Genomic DNA, 18,142 nt, shown 5'->3' with positions numbered 1-18,142 from the left:
GCGGGGAGGCGAGGTGGGGGGTGTTCACGGGTGGGATGAGGGTAAACCGGTGCGGGATGGGTCGATTATAGGAAGGCGCCCCCCCGTCCCTGGGGGGCTGCCCGGGCCCTATGTCAGTAAGCGCAAACCGTGCTACAATATTCGGCTCTGCGGAAATCAGTCCGGAGAGGTCCAAACGAAGAGGTCATTCATGTACGCGGTCATAAAAACCGGTGGCAAACAGTATCGTGTTGCTGCTGGCGAAAAAATTAAAGTAGAACAGATTGCTGCGGACGTAGGCCAGGAGATCGTCATCGACCAGGTTCTGGCTGTCGGCAACGGCGCTGAACTGAAGGTCGGTACGCCCCTGGTGTCCGGTGCAACTGTCAAAGCCACGGTCGTGGCTCACGGCAAGCACGACAAGGTTCGCATCTTCAAGATGCGCCGTCGCAAGCACTATCAGAAACGTCAAGGGCACCGCCAGCAGTTCACCGAACTGCAAATCGGCGCCATCTCCGCATAAGGAGCAAGAGACATGGCACAGAAAAAAGGCGGCGGCTCTACGCGAAACGGGCGCGATTCGCAGCCCAAGATGCTCGGTGTGAAGGCCTTCGGTGGCCAGCAGGTTAGCGCCGGTTCCATCATCGTGCGCCAGCGTGGCACCAAGTTCCACCCTGGTACCAATGTCGGCGTTGGCAAGGACCATACCCTGTTTGCGCTGGTGGACGGTCAGGTGTCGTTTGCCATCAAGGGTGAACTCAACAAGCACACGGTGAACGTCACCGCCGCTTGAGGCAGCCTTGGCTCCACGCGAAACCCTGCGCCCCGCGCAGGGTTTTTCGTTTATAAATCCTGAAAAGCAAGCCCATGAAGTTCGTTGACGAAGCCTTTATCGACATCGCCGCTGGCGATGGGGGGAACGGCTGCGTCTCGTTCCGGCATGAGAAATACAAGGAATTTGGCGGTCCCAATGGCGGGGATGGTGGTCGTGGCGGCCATATCTTCGCCGTGGCCGATCCCAATCTCAACACGCTGGTCGACTTCCGTTTCACGCGTCGTTTCGACGCCAAGCGTGGCCAGCATGGCATGGGCTCGGACATGTTTGGCGCCGCCGGCGATGACATCACGCTCAAGATGCCGGTGGGCACCATCATCACCGACGCCGAGACCGGCGAGGTACTGTACGAGATGCTGACACCGGGCGAGGTCATCACCATTGCCAAGGGCGGTGACGGTGGCTTCGGCAATATGCGCTTCAAGAGCGCCATCAATCGCGCCCCGCGCCAGAAGACTCCGGGCTGGCCGGGTGAAAAGAAGAACCTCAAGCTGGAGCTCAAGGTCCTGGCCGACGTCGGTCTGCTGGGCCTGCCCAATGCTGGCAAGTCCACGTTGATCACGGCCATCTCCAATGCACGCCCGCGCATTGCCGATTACCCCTTCACCACCCTGCACCCGAACCTTGGCGTGGTGCGCGTGGGGCCCGAGCAGAGCTTCGTGGTGGCCGACCTGCCTGGCCTGATCGAGGGCGCTTCCGAAGGCGCCGGTCTGGGCCATCTCTTCCTACGTCACCTGCAGCGTACCCGTCTGCTGCTGCACGTGGTGGATTTGGCGCCCTTTGATGACAATGTCGACCCGGTGGCCCAGGCCAAGGGCATCGTGGCCGAGCTCAAGAAATACGATGCGGCGCTCTATGAGAAGCCGCGCTGGTTGGTGCTCAACAAGCTGGACATGGTTCCGGCAGATGAGCGGGAGGCTCGCGTCAAGGATTTCGTCAAGCGTTTGAAGTACAAGGGCCCGGTATTCCAGATCTCCGCACTCACGCACCAGGGCTGTGACCAGCTGGTCAAGGCCGTCTACGAACAGGTCAAGATCCAGCAGGTGGCCGAGCAGCCCCATGTTGAGGTCGATCCGCGCTTCAAGGACGTTCCCCCGGAAAGCTTGTGATCCTCCGCGCTGGCCACTGCGTGTGCTGCGTCGCCCCCTGAGGGGCGCGTCCGCGTCGGGGCGGCCCGCCGGCGAACTAGAATCCCCGGATTCCCATCCAACACTGCCGGTACTTGTCGGGCAGTTGCTGCCTTCAACATGAATCAGAATTCCGCGACAGCTGTCATGCGCGCCGCCCGGCGCATCGTGGTCAAGGTCGGCTCCAGCCTCGTCACCAACGAGGGACGCGGGCTGGACGAGGCCGCCATCGAGGAATGGAGCCGCCAGATTTCGGTCCTGATCGGTGACGGACGCGAGGTCATCATGGTCTCCAGCGGCGCCATCGCCGAAGGCATGAAACGCCTGGGCTGGACCACCCGCCCCAAGGAAATCCACGAACTGCAGGCCGCCGCCGCCGTCGGTCAAATGGGGTTGGCGCAGATGTACGAGACACGTTTGCGTGCGCACGGCCTGGGCAGTGCCCAGGTGCTGCTCACGCACGCCGATCTGGCCGACCGCGAGCGTTACCTGAATGCGCGTTCCACCCTGCTGACTCTGCTCAAGTTGGGCGTGGTGCCGGTCATCAACGAGAACGACACAGTTGTCAACGACGAAATCAAGTTCGGCGACAACGACACCCTGGGTGCTCTGGTGGCCAACCTGGTCGAGGCGGACGTGCTCATCATCCTGACCGATCAGAAGGGCCTGTACACGGCCGATCCGCGCAAAGATCCGGCTGCAACCTTCGTGTACGAAGCGAATGCCGGTGACCCGGCCCTTGAGGCCATGGCCGGCGGCGCCGGCTCCAGCCTGGGCAAGGGCGGCATGATCACCAAGATCCTGGCGGCCAAGCGTGCCGCAGGTTCCGGCGCCTCTACCGTGATTGCGTGGGGGCGAGAGCCCGATGCCCTGGTTCGTCTCACGCAAGGCGAGTCCATCGGCACCTTGCTGGTGGCACAGACCGCCAAGAACCAGGCTCGCAAGCAGTGGATGGCCGACCATCTGCAAATGCGTGGTGCTGTGGTGGTGGATGCTGGCGCCGTGCGCAAGCTGCAGGAGGAGGGCAAGAGCCTGCTGCCCATCGGCATGACAGCCGTGGAAGGCGAGTTCTCTCGCGGCGAGGTGATTGCCGTGCGCGACGAGCAGGGCGCCGAGATTGCGCGCGGCCTGGCCAATTACGCCAGCGCGGAGGCGCGCCTGCTGTGTCGCAAGCCTTCGGGCGAGTTTGAGAAACTGCTGGGCTACACCGCCGAGCCCGAGATGGTGCACCGGGACAACCTCGTGCTCACGCGCTAAGGCCGCAGCTGGCCAGGGGGGCTTTACTGCCCGTGAGGTTCCGTGCGGTCCTTGCCAGCCTGGTCCGATTGCGGGTCGGGATCAAAGCTGGCGCCCGGGGGCAACTCCATACCGTGGCCTCCAGTTTCGTGGACGTGGTTCAGATGATCGTTCTCGCGCGGGCGGTGGCCCTGACGCAGGAAGCGGTTGCGCTGGTCATTGCGCGGCAGATAGCGCGCCAGTTCGGTCAGCGCCATCTCATAGACCCCACGCTTGAACTCCACCACCATGTCCAACGGCACCCAATACTCGTTCCAGCGCCAGGCGTCGAATTCGGGGTGATCGGTGGCGCGCAGGTTCAGGTGCCAGTCCTGGCCCAGCAACTGCAGCAAGAACCAGATCTGCTTCTGGCCCTTGTAATGGCCACGTGCTTCGCGTCGGATGTAACGATCCGGCACCTCGTAGCGCAACCAGTCGCGGGTCCGGGCCACGATGCGCACATGCTCGGGCTGTAGCCCGACCTCCTCATGCAACTCGCGGAACATGGCCTGTTCCGGGGTTTCGCCCCGGTCTATGCCACCCTGCGGAAACTGCCACGAGTGGGTGCGTATGCGTTTGCCCCAGAAAACCTGGTTTTTCTGGTTGAGCAGGATGATGCCGACATTGGGCCGAAAGCCGTCCCGGTCAAGCATAATCAAACCCCAAATTTTGAACTGATTCCATTATGCACGGCGGGTGTCGCCGGGCAAGGGGATCAGCCTGCATCCGCCACAAAAAGCCCCCATGAAAGCCTCTCAATTCTTCGTCTCCACCCTCAAGGAAGCACCGGCTGACGCCGAGGTGGTGAGCCACAAGCTAATGACGCGCGCCGGCATGATCAAGAAGCTGGGTGCCGGCATCTACAACTACATGCCCATGGGCCTGCGTGTGATCCGCAAGGTGGAGGCCATCGTGCGCGAGGAGATGAACCGCGCCGGTGCCGTCGAGCTCACCATGCCCGTGGTGCAGCCCGCCGAGCTGTGGGAGGAGACCGGACGCTTTGCCAAGATGGGCCCCGAGCTGCTGCGCATCAAGGACCGGCATGATCGCGACTTCGTCATCCAGCCCACCAGCGAAGAGGTGGTGACCGACATCGCGCGCCAGGAGATCAAGAGCTACAAGCAGCTGCCCAAGAACCTGTACCAGATCCAGACCAAGTTCCGTGACGAACGCCGTCCGCGCTTCGGCCTGATGCGCGGCCGTGAGTTCATCATGAAGGACGCCTACAGCTTCGATCGCGACCAGGTATCAGCCAAGGCGAGCTACCAGGTGATGGCCCAGGCCTACCGCAAGATTTTCGACCGCTTCGGCCTGAGCTACCGCGCCGTGGCGGCCGACAGCGGCGCCATCGGCGGTGACCTGAGCGAAGAGTTCCAGGTGATCGCCGCCACGGGTGAGGACGCCATTGTCTACTGCCCGGGTAGCGAGTACGCGGCCAACATCGAGAAAGCCGAGGCCCTGGCACCGCAACAGCCGCGTCCGGCCGCCGCTCAGGCCCTGCAGAAGGTGGCCACACCCGGCAAGAGCACCTGCCCTGAGGTGGCCGAGCTGCTGGGCCTGCCGCTGAATCGCACCGTCAAGTCCATCGTGCTGGCCACCGACGAGATCACCGACAAGGAAGAGATAGGCAAGAACACTGTCTGGCTGCTGCTGCTGCGCGGCGACCACGACATGAACGAAGTCAAGGTTGGCAAGCTGCCAGGCATGGAAGGCGGTTTCCGCTTTGCCACCGAGACCGAGATCGTCGAGCATTTCGGCAGCAAGCCGGGTTACCTGGGCCCCGTGGGCCTGAAGAAGCCGGTGAGGGTCGTGGCCGACCGCGAGGTGGCCGTCATGGCCGACTGGGTCTGCGGCGCCAACGAGGCTGGCTTCCACAGCACCGGTGTCAACTGGGGCCGCGACCTGCCCGAGCCCGATCTGGTGGCCGACATCCGCAACGCGGTGGCTGGCGATGCTTCGCCTGACGGCAAGGGCGCGCTGGCCATCGAGCGTGGCATCGAGGTGGGCCATGTGTTCTACCTGGGCACCAAGTACAGCCGGGCCATGAATGCCACTTTTCTCGATGAGAACGGCAAGCCGCAGTTCATGGAGATGGGTTGTTACGGCATAGGCATCACACGCCTGCCGGCGGCCGCTATCGAGCAGAACCACGACGACAAAGGCATCATCTGGCCCGACAGCATCGCCCCCTTCACCGTCGTGATCTGCCCCATCAACCCGGACCGCAGCCCCGAGGTGAAAGCAGCCTCTGAAAAACTCTATGCTGAGTGCATGGCGGCCGGCATCGACGCGATCCTGGACGACCGCGGTGAACGCCCCGGCGCCATGTTCGCCGACTGGGAACTGATCGGCGTGCCGCATCGCGTCACCATCGGTGACCGCACGCTCAAGGAAGGCAAGGTCGAGTACCAGCACCGCCGCGATGCGGCTGCCACCCCCCTGCCGCTGGCGGACATGGCTGCCGTGCTGAAGTCCAAACTCGGCGCCTGACGATGACCGGACCGGCCATGCAGCGGCGTGCGGGGCTGCGGGGCATGCTGGCGCTGGCCGTTGGCCTGGGCTTGCCACCGCTGGTGCGCGCCGGCGGGCAGATCGAGGAGCCCCTGGCCGACGCCGTGCGTACGGCCCTGGGTGCGGCCATCGCCAACAGAGCACCGCCAGTGCCGGAGTTCAGCGACACCGAGGCTCGCCTAGCCTATCTGCGCTGGCTGGGCGCCATGAGCGAACGTCTGCGCAAGAAGAAGGCGGAGTGGCCCGAGCGCCGTGATTTCCTGCAGACCGTCTGGTACGAAAGCAAACGCGCCGGTCTGGACACGGCCCTGGTGCTGGGCCTGATTCAGGTGGAAAGCAATTTCCGAAAATTCGCTGTCTCGGGCGTGGGCGCGCGCGGCTACATGCAGGTCATGCCCTTTTGGTCGCGCCTGATCGGCGATGGCGACGTGGGCAAGCTGTTCCACATGCAGACCAACCTGCGCTTCGGCTGCGTCATCCTGCGCCATTACCTGGAGCGCGAGCGCGGCGATCTTTTCATGGCGCTGGGGCGCTACAACGGTTCGCGTGGCAAGTCCCCCTACCCGAATGCAGTGCTCGCCGCCCAGCGGGCCTGGCAGTTTCGCGACGAGCCTACGGCGCCGGTGGAGCGCTGAGCGGCGCGGCCGTTGCCCCGTTGCGCGTGACCATGACCTGGTCGATGCGGTAGCTGTCCACATCCAGCACCTCGAAGCTGTAGCCCTCCCACAGCACGCGGTCGGTGCGGCGCGGCACGCGGCGCAGCATCACCATCAGGAAACCGGCCAGGGTCTCGTAGTCCGCAGCATGTGGCAGCGTTTCCAGCCCCAGCACGCGTTGGACATCGGCCATGGGTGTGATGCCGTCGATCAGCCAGGAGCCTTCCTCGCGCTGCACGATCAGGTCTTCATCGGCCGGTGCCACCAGGTCGCCCATGACCGTGCTCATGACGTCGTTGAGCGTGACCACCCCAACCACCAGGCTGTATTCGTTGACGATGACAGCAAAGTCTTCGTGCGCCTGGCGGAACTGCGCGAGCACCTCGGTCAGCGTGAGCCGGTCGGGCACCACCACGGCCTTGTGCAGCAGGCTGGGGTCATCCAGCTTGATGGGCTGGTTCTTCAGGATGCGCTGGAACAGGTCTTTGGCATCCACGTAGCCGATCACATGGTCGATGTTGCCATCGCACACTGGGTAGGTGGAAAAAGGCTCGGCCGTGATGCGCGCGCGCACGATGGCGTCGCTGTCCTTCCGATCGAACCAGGCGATGCGGTCACGTGCCGTCATGGTGCTGCTGACCGTGCGCGTGTCGAGTTCGAAGACGTTGGCAATCACCTGTTGCTCGTCGCGGGCCAGTACGCCGGATTGGGCGCCGGCCTCGGCCAAGGCCAGGATGTCGTCGGGCGTTACCCGGTCATCGCGCTGGGACGACAGCCCCAGCAGTCGAAACAGCCCATCGGTGGTGCGGCTGTAAGCCCAGACCACGGGCTTGAAAACCTGCATGCACAGGCGCATGGGGCCATGGAGCAGCAAGGCCAAACGCTCGGGTTCGGCCATGGCCAGGCGCTTGGGGAAGAGATCGGAGAAGACAATGAACAAGGATGTCACCAGGGCAAAGGACAGCACAAAACCCGTGGTCTCGGCTGCCGGGGCCGACAACCAGGCTTGCAACAGGCGGCCGAGCAGCGGGCTGAAAGCCCCTTCGCCCACAATGCCGCCCAGGATGGCCACTGCGTTTTGGCCGATCTGCACCACAGTGAAGTAGTGCCCCGGCTGTTCCTGGATGCGCAGCACCCGCTCGGCCCGCGCATCACCCTCGTCGGCCAGCTGGCGCAGACGCAGGCGGCGCGAGGCAGCCAGCGACATCTCGGCCATCGAGAAGAAGGCGCTGGCGCCGATCAGCAGGGCGATGACGAAGAGGCTTTGCGTGAGGCTCATGGTGATGGGGAGCGTGTCCCGCGTGGTGGTTGAGAATGAGTGTAGCGGTCAGACGAATTTCTGTGCTTTGCCCGGGCAAGAAAAAACCACCGGCAGCGCAGGGCTGGCGGTGGTCGGGGCAGGCGCCGCCGAGGCTCAGGCCTGGGTGCCCAGCACCTTCTGCAGCTCACCGCTTTCGTACATCTCCATCATGATGTCCGAGCCGCCGATGAATTCCCCCTTCACATAGAGCTGCGGGATGGTCGGCCAGTTGCTGTATTCCTTGATGCCCTGGCGGATGCCGTCGTCCTCCAGCACATTGACGGTCTTCACTGCCTTGGGGTCGACGCCGCAGGCCTTGAGGATCTGGATGGCACGGCCGGAAAAACCGCACATGGGAAAGCTGGCGCTGCCTTTCATGAAAAGGAGCACGTCGCTCTGTTTGACGAGGTCGTCGATGCGTTGCTGGGCGTCGCTCATATTTCGGTATCCTTGAAGTCGAATACCGTAATTATTTCATTTTTGGCCCTAGGCCGCAGAACCCCTATTTATCATGAAGATCACCAAAGACACCGCCGTCACCATCCGCTACCGCATCAGCGACGCCACGGGTAAGCTGCTCGAAGATGGCAAGGAGCCCAATGCCTATCTGCACGGCGGGTACGGCAACACCTTTCCCAAGGTGGAAGAGGCGCTGGAAGGCCGTGAAGCCGGCTACCAGGCCAGCCTGGAGCTGCAGCCGGCAGACGCCTTTGGCGAGCGCAACGAAGCCCTGGTGCAGGTCATTCCCAAGACCCAGTTTCCGCCCGGGGTCAAGGTGGGCGGCCAGCTCGAAGGCCGCGGCGAGGACGGACGCACCCATGTCTTCACCGTGGTGAAGATCAAGGGCCCCGAGGTGCATCTGGATGGCAACCACCCCCTGGCCGGCAAGGCCTTGCGCCTGAGCGTCACCGTGGTGGATGTGCGTGCCGCCAGCGCCGAGGAAATTGCCCACGGCCATGTGCATGGGGCCCACGGCCACCATCACTAAGCCGCAGGCGGCCGGGCCACTTCAGTAACCGGTCTTGCGGCCCTGGATCACGGGCAGGGCGTCCTGGCTGATGAGGGCCCAAATCACGCGCACGATGGTTTCCGAGGCGATCACCGTATGCGCGTTCTTGGACGCCACCAGCTTGTCGCGCAGTTCGCGTCGTACATCGGGCAGTCCGGTCAGATCGAAAATCACGTCGATGCGGTTGCCCAGCGCCACGACGTCATCCAGCGACTTGATTGCAATGCCGGATTTGACCGCGAGCTGACGGCCGGGGGTGTCGGCCGCTTCGGCGGCGCAGACCAGCTCAATGCCCTGGCTGCGCTTTTGCAGCATCTGGCTCAGGAAGGCCGAGCCGATTCGGCCCAGACCAATGATGGCAATACGTTGCTGTTCCAAGAGGGATCCTTTCTGATGGGCGACGGCCCGTGGGGTGAGTGCCAGCCATGCTAGCCCAGCGGAGCACCCTGCTTCCTCATGGTTATCACCAAGGGCAGCGGAGACCTAACCCCCGGCTGTATGGGGCAGACAGTCCACAGCCAGGCCGCGCTGGTCCTCAGGCCTTGAGCAAACCGCGTGTCTCGATGAACTTCACCACCTCGTCCACGCCCGTGAGCGTCTTGAGGTTGGTCATCACGAAAGGCTTGAGTCCCTGTGCGTTGGTGCGCATACGCTCGGTGTCGGCCTTCATCACGTCCAGGTTCGCGCCCACATAGGGGGCCAGGTCGGTCTTGTTGATCACAAAGAGGTCGCTCTTGGTGATGCCGGGGCCGCCCTTGCGCGGAATCTTCTCGCCGGCGGCCACGTCGATCACGTAGATCGTCAGGTCGCTGAGTTCGGGGCTGAAGGTGGCGGCCAGGTTGTCGCCGCCGGATTCGACAAACACCACGTCGGCATTGGGGAAGTCCACCAGCATGCGGTCGATGGCTTCCAGGTTGATCGAGCAGTCCTCGCGGATGGCGGTGTGGGGACAGCCGCCCGTTTCCACGCCCATGATGCGTTCGGCCGGCAGCGCGCCGCTGACCGTCAGCAGGCGCTGGTCTTCCTTGGTGTAGATGTCGTTGGTGATGGCCACGAGGTCGTATTTCTCGTGCATGGCCTTGCAGAGCATCTCCAGCAGCGTGGTCTTGCCCGAGCCGACCGGGCCGCCGATGCCCACGCGCAGGGGCGGTAGGGGTTTGCTGCGATTCGGGATGTTGTGCAGGGAAGGAGCGTTCATGGTGTTCAAGAGCGGAAGAGGCGCGAATATTGGGTTTCGTGCCGGCTGGAGAGGATGGCCAGCATGGGGCTGAAGGCCTGGCGGTCTTCGTCGTGCAGGGCCAGGGCCTGTTCGACAGCGACGGGGATTTCGGTGGACAGGCGTGCCAGGATGCGCTGGCCCGAGGTCTGGCCCAGGGGCACGGCCTTGAGCGCGGCCTGCATCATGTTCTCGGCCCAGCCGAAGGCATAACTGAGCAGCACATCGCGTTCACCGGCGCCGCTGCCGGCGGCCGTCAGCGCGAACAGCACGGGGTAACTCGGTTCGATTGCGGCGGCGAAGTCCAGGGTGGCGGGGCTGGCCAGGGGCAGGTTGCGCAGCCACTCGCGCAGGGAACGACCCATCTGCTCGGTTTGCAGGCGCAGTTCGGCGGTCTCGCGCGTTTGCAGCAACCAGGCGTTGAGTGCGCGCACACGGTTGTGGTCGCCCTTGCGCCAGGCGATCAGGGCCTGGGCGATCACGGGCAGGTCGGCGCGTGCCAGGGTCAGGTGCAGTTGCTGCACCAACCAATCGGCGGCCGTGGTTTCGTTGGTGACCAGGCCGGCATCGACCGCGGCCTCCATGCCTTCGGAATAGGAGAAGCCCCCCACGGGCAGGGCCGGCGAAGCCAGCCAGATCAGCTGCAGCAGGCTGGAAGGTGCGAGCGGCTCAGTGAGCGTGTTTGTGCGCATGTCCATGGGAATCTCCATGGTCGTGGCCGCAATCGGGACCGTGTTCATGGTCGTGCAGGTGGTCATGACCGTGTGCTTGCCCGTGTGCATGGTCATGGCTGTGATCGTGTTCGTGCCCATGCGCATGGCCGTGTCCGCTCGCGCTGTAGGCACCACCCTCGGGTTCGAAGGCTTCCTGCGCTTCGACGACGGTCAGGTGCATGGCGCGCAACATGTCGGCCAGCACGTGATCGGGTTCGATCTTCAGGTGGTCGGGCTTGAGTTCGATGGGCACGTGGCGGTTGCCCAGGTGGTAGGCCGCACGCGTGAGGTCGAAGGGCGAGCCGTGCTCGGTACAGGCCGTGATGCGCAGCACCGCCTGCGGCGCAGCGATCACGCGGACCAGCGAGCCGTCCTCGGCCACCAGTACGTCGCCGCCGCGCACCAGGGTGCCGCGCGGCAGGAAGATGCCCAGTTCACGACCCAGGGAGTCGGTGGCGGCAAAACGGCTTTTCTGGCGCACGTCCCAGTCCAGTTCGACGGAGGAGGCGCGCTTGAGCAGCACGGGGGCCAGGCCCTGGCCCTGGGATAGCAGTTTGGAAACGGTGATCATGGGCCTGAGCTTACGCCGTATTCAGAACAGGAAGTAGCGCTGGGCCATGGGAAGGCTGGTGGCCGGCTCGCAGGTCAGCAGCTGGCCGTCGGCGCGCACCTGGTAGGTCTGAGGATCGACCTCCATGGCTGGCACATAGTGGTTGTGGATCATGTGGCGCTTGCTCACGCCGCGGATGTTCTTCACCGCCGCCAGTTGCTTGCCCAGGCCGTAGCGCTTGCCCACGTCGGCGGCCAGGGCGGCCTGCGAGACGAAGGTCAGCGAGGTCTGGCGCAGCGCGCCACCGTAGGCACCGAACATGGGCCGGTAATGCACGGGCTGGGGCGTGGGGATGCTGGCGTTGGGGTCGCCCATGGCGGCGAAGGCGATGAACCCCCCCTTGAGGATGAGCGCGGGCTTGACGCCGAAGAAGGCCGGCTTCCAGATCACCAGGTCGGCCCACTTGCCTGGGGCGATGCTGCCCACCTCATGGCTGATGCCGTGGGCGATGGCCGGGTTGATTGTGTATTTGGCGATGTAGCGCTTGACGCGGAAGTTGTCGTTGCGTACGCCGTCCTCCTCCAGCCGGCCGCGCTGGGCCTTCATCTTGTGCGCGGTCTGCCAGGTTCGGATGATGACCTCGCCCACGCGGCCCATGGCCTGGCTGTCGCTGCTCATCATGCTGATGGCGCCCAGGTCGTGCAGGATGTCCTCGGCCGCGATGGTTTCCTTGCGGATGCGGCTTTCGGCAAAGGCCAGGTCTTCGGCGATGGCCGGGTCCAGGTGGTGGCAGACCATGAGCATGTCCACATGCTCGTCCAGCGTGTTCACGGTGTAGGGCATCGTGGGGTTGGTCGAGCTGGGCAGGAAGTTGGCCTGGCCCACCACCTTGAGGATGTCGGGTGCGTGGCCGCCGCCCGCGCCTTCAGTGTGGAAGGCACAGATGCCGCGGCCGTTCACGGCCGCGATGGTGTTCTCGACGAAACCCGATTCATTGAGCGTGTCGGAGTGGATGGCCACCTGCGTGTCGGTGGCCTCGGCCACGTTGAGGCAGTTGTCGATGGCCGAGGGCGTGGTGCCCCAGTCCTCGTGCAGCTTCAGGCCGATCACGCCGGCGTCGATCTGTTCGTGCAACGCGGCCGGCAGGCTGGCATTGCCTTTGCCCAGAAAACCCAGGTTCATGGGGAAGGCGTCGGCCGCCTGCAGCATGCGCTCGATGTTCCAGGGGCCGGGCGTGCAGGTGGTGGCCAGGGTGCCCGTGGCCGGACCTGTGCCGCCGCCGAGCATGGTGGTCACGCCCGAGCACAGCGCCTCTTCGATCTGCTGCGGGGCGATGAAGTGGATGTGGCTGTCGATGCCGCCAGCGGTGACGATGTTGCCTTCGCAGCTGATGATTTCGGTGCCGGGGCCGATGATGACGTCCACGCCCGGTTGCGTGTCGGGGTTGCCGGCCTTGCCGATCACGGCAATGCGCCCGTCTTTCAGGCCGATGTCGGCCTTGACGATGCCCCAGTGGTCGATGATGAGCGCGTTGGTCAGCACCGTGTCCATGGCGCCTTCGGCGCGGGTGCGCTGGCTCTGGGCCATGCCGTCGCGTATGGTCTTGCCGCCGCCGAACTTCACTTCCTCGCCGTAACCGCCGGCACGCAGGGTGTAGTCCTGCTCGACCTCGATGACCAGCTCGGTATCGGCCAGGCGCACGCGGTCGCCCGCGGTGGGGCCGAACATTTCGGCGTAGGCGCGTTTGGGGATCATGTTCATTACAGTTTTCCTTGCACGAGGGCGCGGAAGCCGTAGACCTTGCGTTCGCCTGCAAAGTCCACCAGCTCCACCGTGCGCTGCTGGCCGGGCTCGAAGCGCACTGCGGTGCCGCTGGCGATGTTCAGGCGCATGCCGCGCGCGGCCGTGCGGTCGAAATCCAGCGCGCCATTGGTCTCGGCAAAGTGGTAATGCGAGCCGACCTGGATGGGCCGCTCGGCGGTGTTCTTCACCACCAGGGTCAGCGTACGCCGGTCCGGGTTGAGGGTGTGCGCGCCGTCGTCGATCAGCAGTTCGCCAGGGATGAGGGACATGATGCGGTCCTCTCGGCTCAGGCCAGGCGCAGCAGCAGGGCCGAGCCCAGCAGGGCCACACCACCACCAGCCGCCGCGCCGAGCCAGCGCAGGCGTGAGAAGAACGTGTTACCCAGCCCGATGCCCAGGCCATGCAGCGCGGCCGTGGCCATCACCATGCCGGTCAACGCCAGCCACTGGCCTGCGCCAGCGAAGTCGATGGCGAGTTCGCTGCCGTGCGCAGCGCCGTGGAAGAAAGCGAACAGGCCGGCCAGAGCTGCGGCCAGCGCCACCGGCAGACCGCGGTGCGTGGCCACCAGCAGGCCCAGCACCAGCAGGGAGCTGGCAATCATCGGTTCCACCGCAGGCACGGCCAGGCCAGCAAAACCGGCCCCCGCACCCACGGCCAGCATCAGCACGAAAACAGCGGGCGCCAGCCACAGCGGACGCACGGCCAGGGCACTCCACACGCCCAGCGCCAGCATGGCGGCCAGGTGGTCGAGCCCTGTGAAGGGGTGCAGCAGGCCGCTGGCCAGCGCGCTGTGGGCATGGGCGTCGCCGGCACCGGTGTGGGCCAGGGCCAGGCCGGGCAGGAGCAAGGTGGCGCAAGTGGCCAGACGGAGCAGGAAGGGGGTCATGGGGTGTCTCTCCTTGATGTGTTGTTGTTGTGCCATGAGCGTCTCAGCGGCGCAGGTGCCAGATCACCATACCGGCCAGCACACCGAAGGCGAGCAGGCCGAAGATGTCGCGCAGATGCAGTGCCGGCAGTGCGAGGCCTTCGCCGGCCAGTGTGGCGCTGGTCATGAGCAGGGCAGACAGGCAGAGGATGAACTTGCGCATGGCAGGGCCGTTTTCAAACAATGGGTTGGTGCACGGTGACGAGTTTGGTGCCGTCGGGGAAGGTGGCTTCGACCTGGATGTCGGGAATCATTTCGGGTACGCCTTCCATCACGTCGCCGCGCTTGAGCAGGGTGCGGCCCTCGCTCATGAGCTGGGCCACGCTCTTGCCGTCGCGCGCGCCCTCCATCACGGCGGCACTGATGTAGGCCATGGCCTCAGGGTAATTGAGCTTGAGCCCACGCGCCATACGCCGTTCGGCCAAGAGGGCGGCGGTGAAGATGAGCAGCTTGTCTTTCTCGCGCGGCGTGAGTTCCATGGTCGTGCGTGGTGTGTTGTGTCCTGCTTATGCAATAGCCGTGCCGTAGTACCTGCGCGGCCGCTTGTCCAGATTTGTGCCCGGGCCCGGAGTTTCGCCTGTTTCAGGTGCGCCGTCATCCTTTTGTGCACCCGAATGCGGCACATTCGCCGCTCAAACGCCTGAAAACCGTGCATGCAAGGCGGCCAGCTGGCGTGGCAGCTGCTCCGGCTTTGCTGCGATGCGGTGGTTCTGTGCCCCGAAAATCTGGCGCGCGTAAGCGGCCGCGCCGGCGTCCACGGCCAGGCCGCAGACCGGCAGGCCCTGTCGCGTTGCAGCCAATACGGCGGCCCGGGCATCGGCGATCAGGTAGCGCCTGTCGTACACATCCACGTCGGAGGGTTCGCCGTCGGTGAGTACCAGCAGTGCGCGCCGCGCGGCCGGCTCGGCCGCCAGCAGGGCAGTGGCGTGGCGCAGGGCCGCGCCCAGGCGGGTGGACCAGGCAGGTTGCACGGCGCGCAGCCGGGCCTCGGCCCGGTCGTCCAGCGGCTGGCCGAAATCCAGCAGGCGGTGGTAACGCACGTGGGCCCGGGTATCGGAACAAAAACCGTGCAGGGCGATGCGCTCGCCGGCGGCCTGCGCGGTCCGTGCCAGCAGCAGGGCGGCCTGCCGCTCCACTTCGAGCAGGCTGGGGGCCTCTGGGCTGGCGCGTGCGCCGGTGGACTGGGAAAGATCCAGAAGCACCAGCAGGCTCAAGGCCTCGGTCTGCGGGCCCGGGCGCTGGAAGATGCGGCCCGATGGGGCGCCTTGCAGGCGGCGTTCGACGGCGGCCTCGATGGCGGCGTCCAGGTCCAGGGTCTCGCCCTCCCACTGGCGGCGCAGGCGGCGGCCGGGCTGGGTACGTTGCCGTTGCAAGGGCGGCAGCGGTCTGCGCGCGGAAGAGGCACTTGCTTGTGCCTTGAGCAGAGGCTGCAGTTCGTACAGGGTGCACCAGTTGGGACGCAGCACGGCGCTGCGCGCGTCCCACTCGGGGTAGTGGTGGACGGAGAGCACGGATTCGATGGCCTGTGCCGCTGCGCCGCTTGCTTGCGGCTGCTCCTGCAGCGGGGCCTGCAAGGCCTGGGCCGCTTCATCGCGGGCCACGCCGTGGTCCCAGAGGCAGCTGTTGTCGTCGCGGTAGGCGGCGGGCACGGCATATTGCTGCGGGTCGAAGCGCACGCGCATCTGCCCCAGGTCGTTGGCCAGCAGGGCGGCCAGGCGGCGAAAGGCGGTGTAGTCCTGCAAGCCCTGCTGTGCACGGGCGGCTGCGTAGAGCGTACGCGCCTTGTCCACCCAGGCGTTGCCGTCGGGGTAGTGCTCGTCGAGCAGGGCCAGGCTCAGGCGCGAGATCAGGGCTGTGAAGCTCAGGCCCTGCGCCTGCAGGCTCGCGCGCAGGCCGGCCAGGAACCAGGTGCGCAGGCCCGGCAGCTGCTCCGACATCAGATCTTCAACGCGCGCGTCTTCCACGGCCGCTACCACGGCCTGTGCGAGCGGCTTGAGCGTGGCCGAGGGCTGGGCCAGGGGCGAGTACAGCAGATGGGCTGCGGCATGGGCCACGGCGGCGCGCTGCTGCGCACCGTCCCCTGCCGGCAGCAAAAGATGCGTGGGCGTGAGGACGGGGCGTGCCGGCGGCGCGTCGGGAGGGCTGGCGGGCAGGGTCTGCAGCTGCAGCTGGCGGCCGCTGAAGGCCTGCAGCAGGTAAGCGAGCGCCGGCGGTGGCGCTTCAGGGAAAACTGGCATCGACCAGGGCGCGCAGGGCGGCGCTCATGTCGGGGTCGTCGGTGAGCGCGCGTGTCATGGTCATGTCGCAGCTGTCGCGCGGGTCCACGCCGTCGCGGATCAGGGTACCGGCGTAGACCAGCATGCGCGTGGACACACCCTCGTCCAGGCCCCGTTCACGCAGGGCACGCGAGCGCCGGGCGATGCCCACCAGGCGCGCGGCCAGCTCGGTGGCGATGCCGGCCTCGTGCGCGACGATCTCGGTCTCGGCGTCTTCGGGCGGGTAGTCGAACTCCAGTGCAGCGAAGCGCTGGCGCGTGGAGGGTTTCATGTCCTTGGCACGGCTCTGGTAACCGGGGTTGTAGGAGACCACGAGCTGGAAGTCCGGGTGGGCGCGCACGATCTCGCCCTTGCGGTCCAGTGGCAATATGCGCCGCGCGTCGGTCAGCGGGTGGATCACCACCGTGGTGTCCTGGCGCGCCTCCACCACCTCGTCCAGGTAGCAGATGCCGCCGTGGCGCACAGCCAGCGTCAGCGGCCCGTCGTGCCAGGCCGTGCCCTGGGCGTCGAGCAGGTAGCGCCCCACCAGATCGGAGGCGCTCATGTCTTCGTTGCAGGCCAGAGTGACCAGCGGTCGCCCCAGCTTCCAGGCCATGTACTCGACAAAACGCGTCTTGCCGCAACCGGTCGGGCCCTTGAGCATCAGAGGCAGGCGGTGGGCATAGGCGTGCTCGTACAGCGCCACCTCGCGCGCCGCCGGCCGGTAGTACGGCTGCGCGCGCAGGCGATAGGCAGCCAGCGGGTCGCTCGGGTGCTCGGACAGGTCCACGGTGCGCCCTCCAGGCAGGGCACCTCCTTAGCGATGCGTGGCGGGTGTGTTGGGGATGCCCTCGATCGGGCATTCCGGTGTGCCCACGGTGGAGCGCGTGAAGGACTCCACCTTCTTGCGCGTGCCCTCGGGGTCACTGATCCACTGGCCGTAGAACTCGTAGGGGCAGGCGGCCACGCCGGTGTCGCCCTCACCCGAGTTGATCTTGCCGGTGTAGCCGCGGTGCAGCAGCTTGAACAGGTGGTTCTCGCTTTGCCCGTTCTTGCGGAAGTCACGGATCAGGCTCTTGGACAGGGCGGCGTACTGGACGCCGTACTCTTCTTCGCCGCATTCGCCCAGGGTGCGGCCGTCAAAGCCGATGAGCGCGCTGTGGCCGAAGTAGCTGTAGACACCGTCCCAGCCGGCTGCGTTGGCCACGGCCACATAGCTGTTGTTGGCCCAGGCCATGGCCTTGGCCATGAGCACCTGCTGGTCCTTGGCCGGGTACATATAACCCTGGCAGCGCACGATGAGCTCGGCGCCCTTCATCGCGCAGTCACGCCAGATCTCGGGGTAGTTGCCGTCGTCGCAGATGATGAGGCTGACCTTGAGTCCCTTGGGCCCGTCGGAGACGTAGGTGCAGTTGCCCGGGTACCAGCCCTCGATGGGCACCCAGGGCATGATCTTGCGGTACTTCTGCACGATCTCGCCCTGGTCGTTCATCAGGATGAGCGTGTTGTAGGGCGCCTTGTTCGGGTGCTCCTCGTGGCGCTCGCCGGTCAGCGAGAACACGCCCCACACTTTCGCCCTGCGGCAGGCCTCGGCAAAGATCGCGGTCTCTTCACCGGGCACGGCGGAGGCGGTCTCGTACATCTCCTTGGCGTCGTACATGATGCCGTGGGTGCTGTATTCGGGGAAGATCACCAGGTCCATGCCCGGCAGACCCTGTTTCATGCCCACCAGCATGTCGGCGATCTTGCGGGCATTGGCCAGCACTTCGGCCTTGCTGTGCAGGCGGGGCATCTTGTAGTTGACGACGGCTACGCCGACGGTGTCGTTGCTGCTGGAAATGTCGCCGTGGATCATGGCTGCTGTCCTCGTGTAAGCGGTTGAACGAACTTGTATTCATTGTGGGGAGCGGCCCCCGCCTTCGGGAATACGTTGATTGACGTAGGGAGTGCCGTGGCCACAATAGGCCGTACGACAGAGGCAGGAGACA

The 18,142-nt window shown here is 65.4% G+C and carries 22 protein-coding genes; 7 read left to right on the top strand and 15 right to left on the bottom strand.

Annotated elements, in window-relative coordinates:
* Window positions 1-190: 190 nt before the first annotated feature.
* The 4 genes from rplU to proB all read left to right on the top strand — a co-directional run bounded on the left by rplU (window position 191) and on the right by proB (window position 3,198).
* The gene (gene rplU / locus AC07NT_RS13110; protein ID WP_082605348.1) at window positions 191-502 is read left to right on the top strand and encodes a 50S ribosomal protein L21; all 312 of its coding nucleotides are present in this window, start codon (window positions 191-193) and stop codon (window positions 500-502) included.
* 12 nt (window positions 503-514) lie between these two features.
* On the top strand, window positions 515-772 hold the full coding sequence (gene rpmA, locus AC07NT_RS13105; RefSeq protein ID WP_498598602.1) for a 50S ribosomal protein L27: 258 nt from the start codon (window positions 515-517) through the stop codon (window positions 770-772).
* A 74-nt stretch (window positions 773-846) separates the two neighbouring features.
* The gene (gene cgtA / locus AC07NT_RS13100) at window positions 847-1,923 is read left to right on the top strand and encodes an Obg family GTPase CgtA (RefSeq protein WP_498598603.1); all 1,077 of its coding nucleotides are present in this window, start codon (window positions 847-849) and stop codon (window positions 1,921-1,923) included.
* Window positions 1,924-2,061: 138 nt separating this feature from the next.
* The gene (proB, locus tag AC07NT_RS13095) at window positions 2,062-3,198 is read left to right on the top strand and encodes a glutamate 5-kinase (protein ID WP_498598604.1); all 1,137 of its coding nucleotides are present in this window, start codon (window positions 2,062-2,064) and stop codon (window positions 3,196-3,198) included.
* A 23-nt stretch (window positions 3,199-3,221) separates the two neighbouring features.
* Here the strand turns inward: proB and AC07NT_RS13090 are convergent, their stop codons facing one another.
* Window positions 3,222-3,869: an RNA pyrophosphohydrolase gene (locus AC07NT_RS13090; RefSeq protein ID WP_498598605.1), complete on the bottom strand. Its 648-nt coding sequence runs from the start codon at window positions 3,867-3,869 to the stop codon at window positions 3,222-3,224.
* A 91-nt stretch (window positions 3,870-3,960) separates the two neighbouring features.
* Here AC07NT_RS13090 and AC07NT_RS13085 point away from each other — a divergent pair, with 91 nt between their 5' ends.
* Together AC07NT_RS13085 and AC07NT_RS13080 are read left to right on the top strand one after the other, a co-directional pair.
* Window positions 3,961-5,706 (top strand): proline--tRNA ligase, encoded by a 1,746-nt coding sequence (locus AC07NT_RS13085; protein ID WP_498598606.1) that lies wholly within the window; start codon window positions 3,961-3,963, stop codon window positions 5,704-5,706.
* Window positions 5,707-5,708: 2 nt separating this feature from the next.
* The gene (locus tag AC07NT_RS13080) at window positions 5,709-6,362 is read left to right on the top strand and encodes a lytic transglycosylase domain-containing protein (RefSeq protein ID WP_498598607.1); all 654 of its coding nucleotides are present in this window, start codon (window positions 5,709-5,711) and stop codon (window positions 6,360-6,362) included.
* On the opposite strand, the gene paeA is transcribed toward AC07NT_RS13080, so the two are convergent.
* On the bottom strand, window positions 6,340-7,662 hold the full coding sequence (gene paeA, locus AC07NT_RS13075) for a polyamine export protein PaeA (RefSeq protein WP_498598608.1): 1,323 nt from the start codon (window positions 7,660-7,662) through the stop codon (window positions 6,340-6,342). The genes AC07NT_RS13080 and paeA overlap by 23 nt on opposite strands.
* Before the next feature lie 135 nt (window positions 7,663-7,797).
* Window positions 7,798-8,121: a Grx4 family monothiol glutaredoxin gene (gene grxD / locus AC07NT_RS13070; RefSeq protein WP_498598609.1), complete on the bottom strand. Its 324-nt coding sequence runs from the start codon at window positions 8,119-8,121 to the stop codon at window positions 7,798-7,800.
* 73 nt (window positions 8,122-8,194) lie between these two features.
* On the opposite strand from grxD, the gene AC07NT_RS13065 reads away from it, so the two are divergent.
* Entirely contained in the window at window positions 8,195-8,671 is a 477-nt protein-coding gene (locus AC07NT_RS13065) for an FKBP-type peptidyl-prolyl cis-trans isomerase (RefSeq protein WP_498598610.1), read from the top strand.
* A gap of 21 nt (window positions 8,672-8,692) precedes the next feature.
* Here AC07NT_RS13065 and AC07NT_RS13060 read toward each other — a convergent pair whose 3' ends face one another.
* The 12 genes from AC07NT_RS13060 to AC07NT_RS13005 all read right to left on the bottom strand — a co-directional run bounded on the left by AC07NT_RS13060 (window position 8,693) and on the right by AC07NT_RS13005 (window position 18,009).
* Window positions 8,693-9,070, bottom strand: coding sequence for a homoserine dehydrogenase (locus AC07NT_RS13060; protein WP_498598611.1), 378 nt, complete (start codon window positions 9,068-9,070; stop codon window positions 8,693-8,695).
* Between the two features lie 157 nt (window positions 9,071-9,227).
* Window positions 9,228-9,890 (bottom strand): urease accessory protein UreG, encoded by a 663-nt coding sequence (gene ureG / locus AC07NT_RS13055; protein ID WP_498598612.1) that lies wholly within the window; start codon window positions 9,888-9,890, stop codon window positions 9,228-9,230.
* A 5-nt stretch (window positions 9,891-9,895) separates the two neighbouring features.
* Window positions 9,896-10,606 (bottom strand): urease accessory protein UreF, encoded by a 711-nt coding sequence (locus AC07NT_RS13050; protein ID WP_498598613.1) that lies wholly within the window; start codon window positions 10,604-10,606, stop codon window positions 9,896-9,898.
* Window positions 10,578-11,192, bottom strand: coding sequence for an urease accessory protein UreE (gene ureE / locus AC07NT_RS13045; protein WP_498598614.1), 615 nt, complete (start codon window positions 11,190-11,192; stop codon window positions 10,578-10,580). The genes AC07NT_RS13050 and ureE overlap by 29 nt, the downstream gene beginning before the upstream one ends.
* 21 nt (window positions 11,193-11,213) lie before the next feature.
* Entirely contained in the window at window positions 11,214-12,932 is a 1,719-nt protein-coding gene (gene ureC, locus AC07NT_RS13040) for an urease subunit alpha (RefSeq protein ID WP_498598615.1), read from the bottom strand.
* Complete coding sequence (locus tag AC07NT_RS13035) at window positions 12,932-13,243, bottom strand: urease subunit beta (RefSeq protein WP_498598616.1); 312 nt, start codon at window positions 13,241-13,243, stop codon at window positions 12,932-12,934. The genes ureC and AC07NT_RS13035 overlap by 1 nt, the downstream gene beginning before the upstream one ends.
* Window positions 13,244-13,260: 17 nt before the next feature.
* Window positions 13,261-13,860: a HupE/UreJ family protein gene (locus AC07NT_RS13030; protein WP_498598617.1), complete on the bottom strand. Its 600-nt coding sequence runs from the start codon at window positions 13,858-13,860 to the stop codon at window positions 13,261-13,263.
* A gap of 43 nt (window positions 13,861-13,903) precedes the next feature.
* Window positions 13,904-14,062 carry a hypothetical protein gene (locus AC07NT_RS13025; protein WP_498598618.1) on the bottom strand — a complete coding sequence of 53 codons (159 nt, stop codon included), beginning with the start codon at window positions 14,060-14,062 and terminating at the stop codon, window positions 13,904-13,906.
* Window positions 14,063-14,075: 13 nt separating this feature from the next.
* Window positions 14,076-14,378: an urease subunit gamma gene (locus AC07NT_RS13020; protein WP_498598619.1), complete on the bottom strand. Its 303-nt coding sequence runs from the start codon at window positions 14,376-14,378 to the stop codon at window positions 14,076-14,078.
* 153 nt (window positions 14,379-14,531) lie between these two features.
* Window positions 14,532-16,136 carry a nitric oxide reductase activation protein NorD gene (locus AC07NT_RS13015; RefSeq protein WP_498598620.1) on the bottom strand — a complete coding sequence of 535 codons (1,605 nt, stop codon included), beginning with the start codon at window positions 16,134-16,136 and terminating at the stop codon, window positions 14,532-14,534.
* Complete coding sequence (locus AC07NT_RS13010; protein ID WP_498598621.1) at window positions 16,120-16,944, bottom strand: CbbQ/NirQ/NorQ/GpvN family protein; 825 nt, start codon at window positions 16,942-16,944, stop codon at window positions 16,120-16,122. Before AC07NT_RS13010 ends, AC07NT_RS13015 begins: the two co-directional genes overlap by 17 nt.
* Before the next feature lie 27 nt (window positions 16,945-16,971).
* Window positions 16,972-18,009, bottom strand: coding sequence for an aliphatic amidase (locus tag AC07NT_RS13005; RefSeq protein WP_498598622.1), 1,038 nt, complete (start codon window positions 18,007-18,009; stop codon window positions 16,972-16,974).
* Window positions 18,010-18,142: the final 133 nt, after the last annotated feature.

Source organism: Hylemonella sp. GW821-FHT10B10 (genome assembly GCF_059415585.1).
The sequence above is the reverse complement of the archived record's forward strand: the minus strand, read 5'-3'. Positions and strand labels throughout refer to the sequence as shown.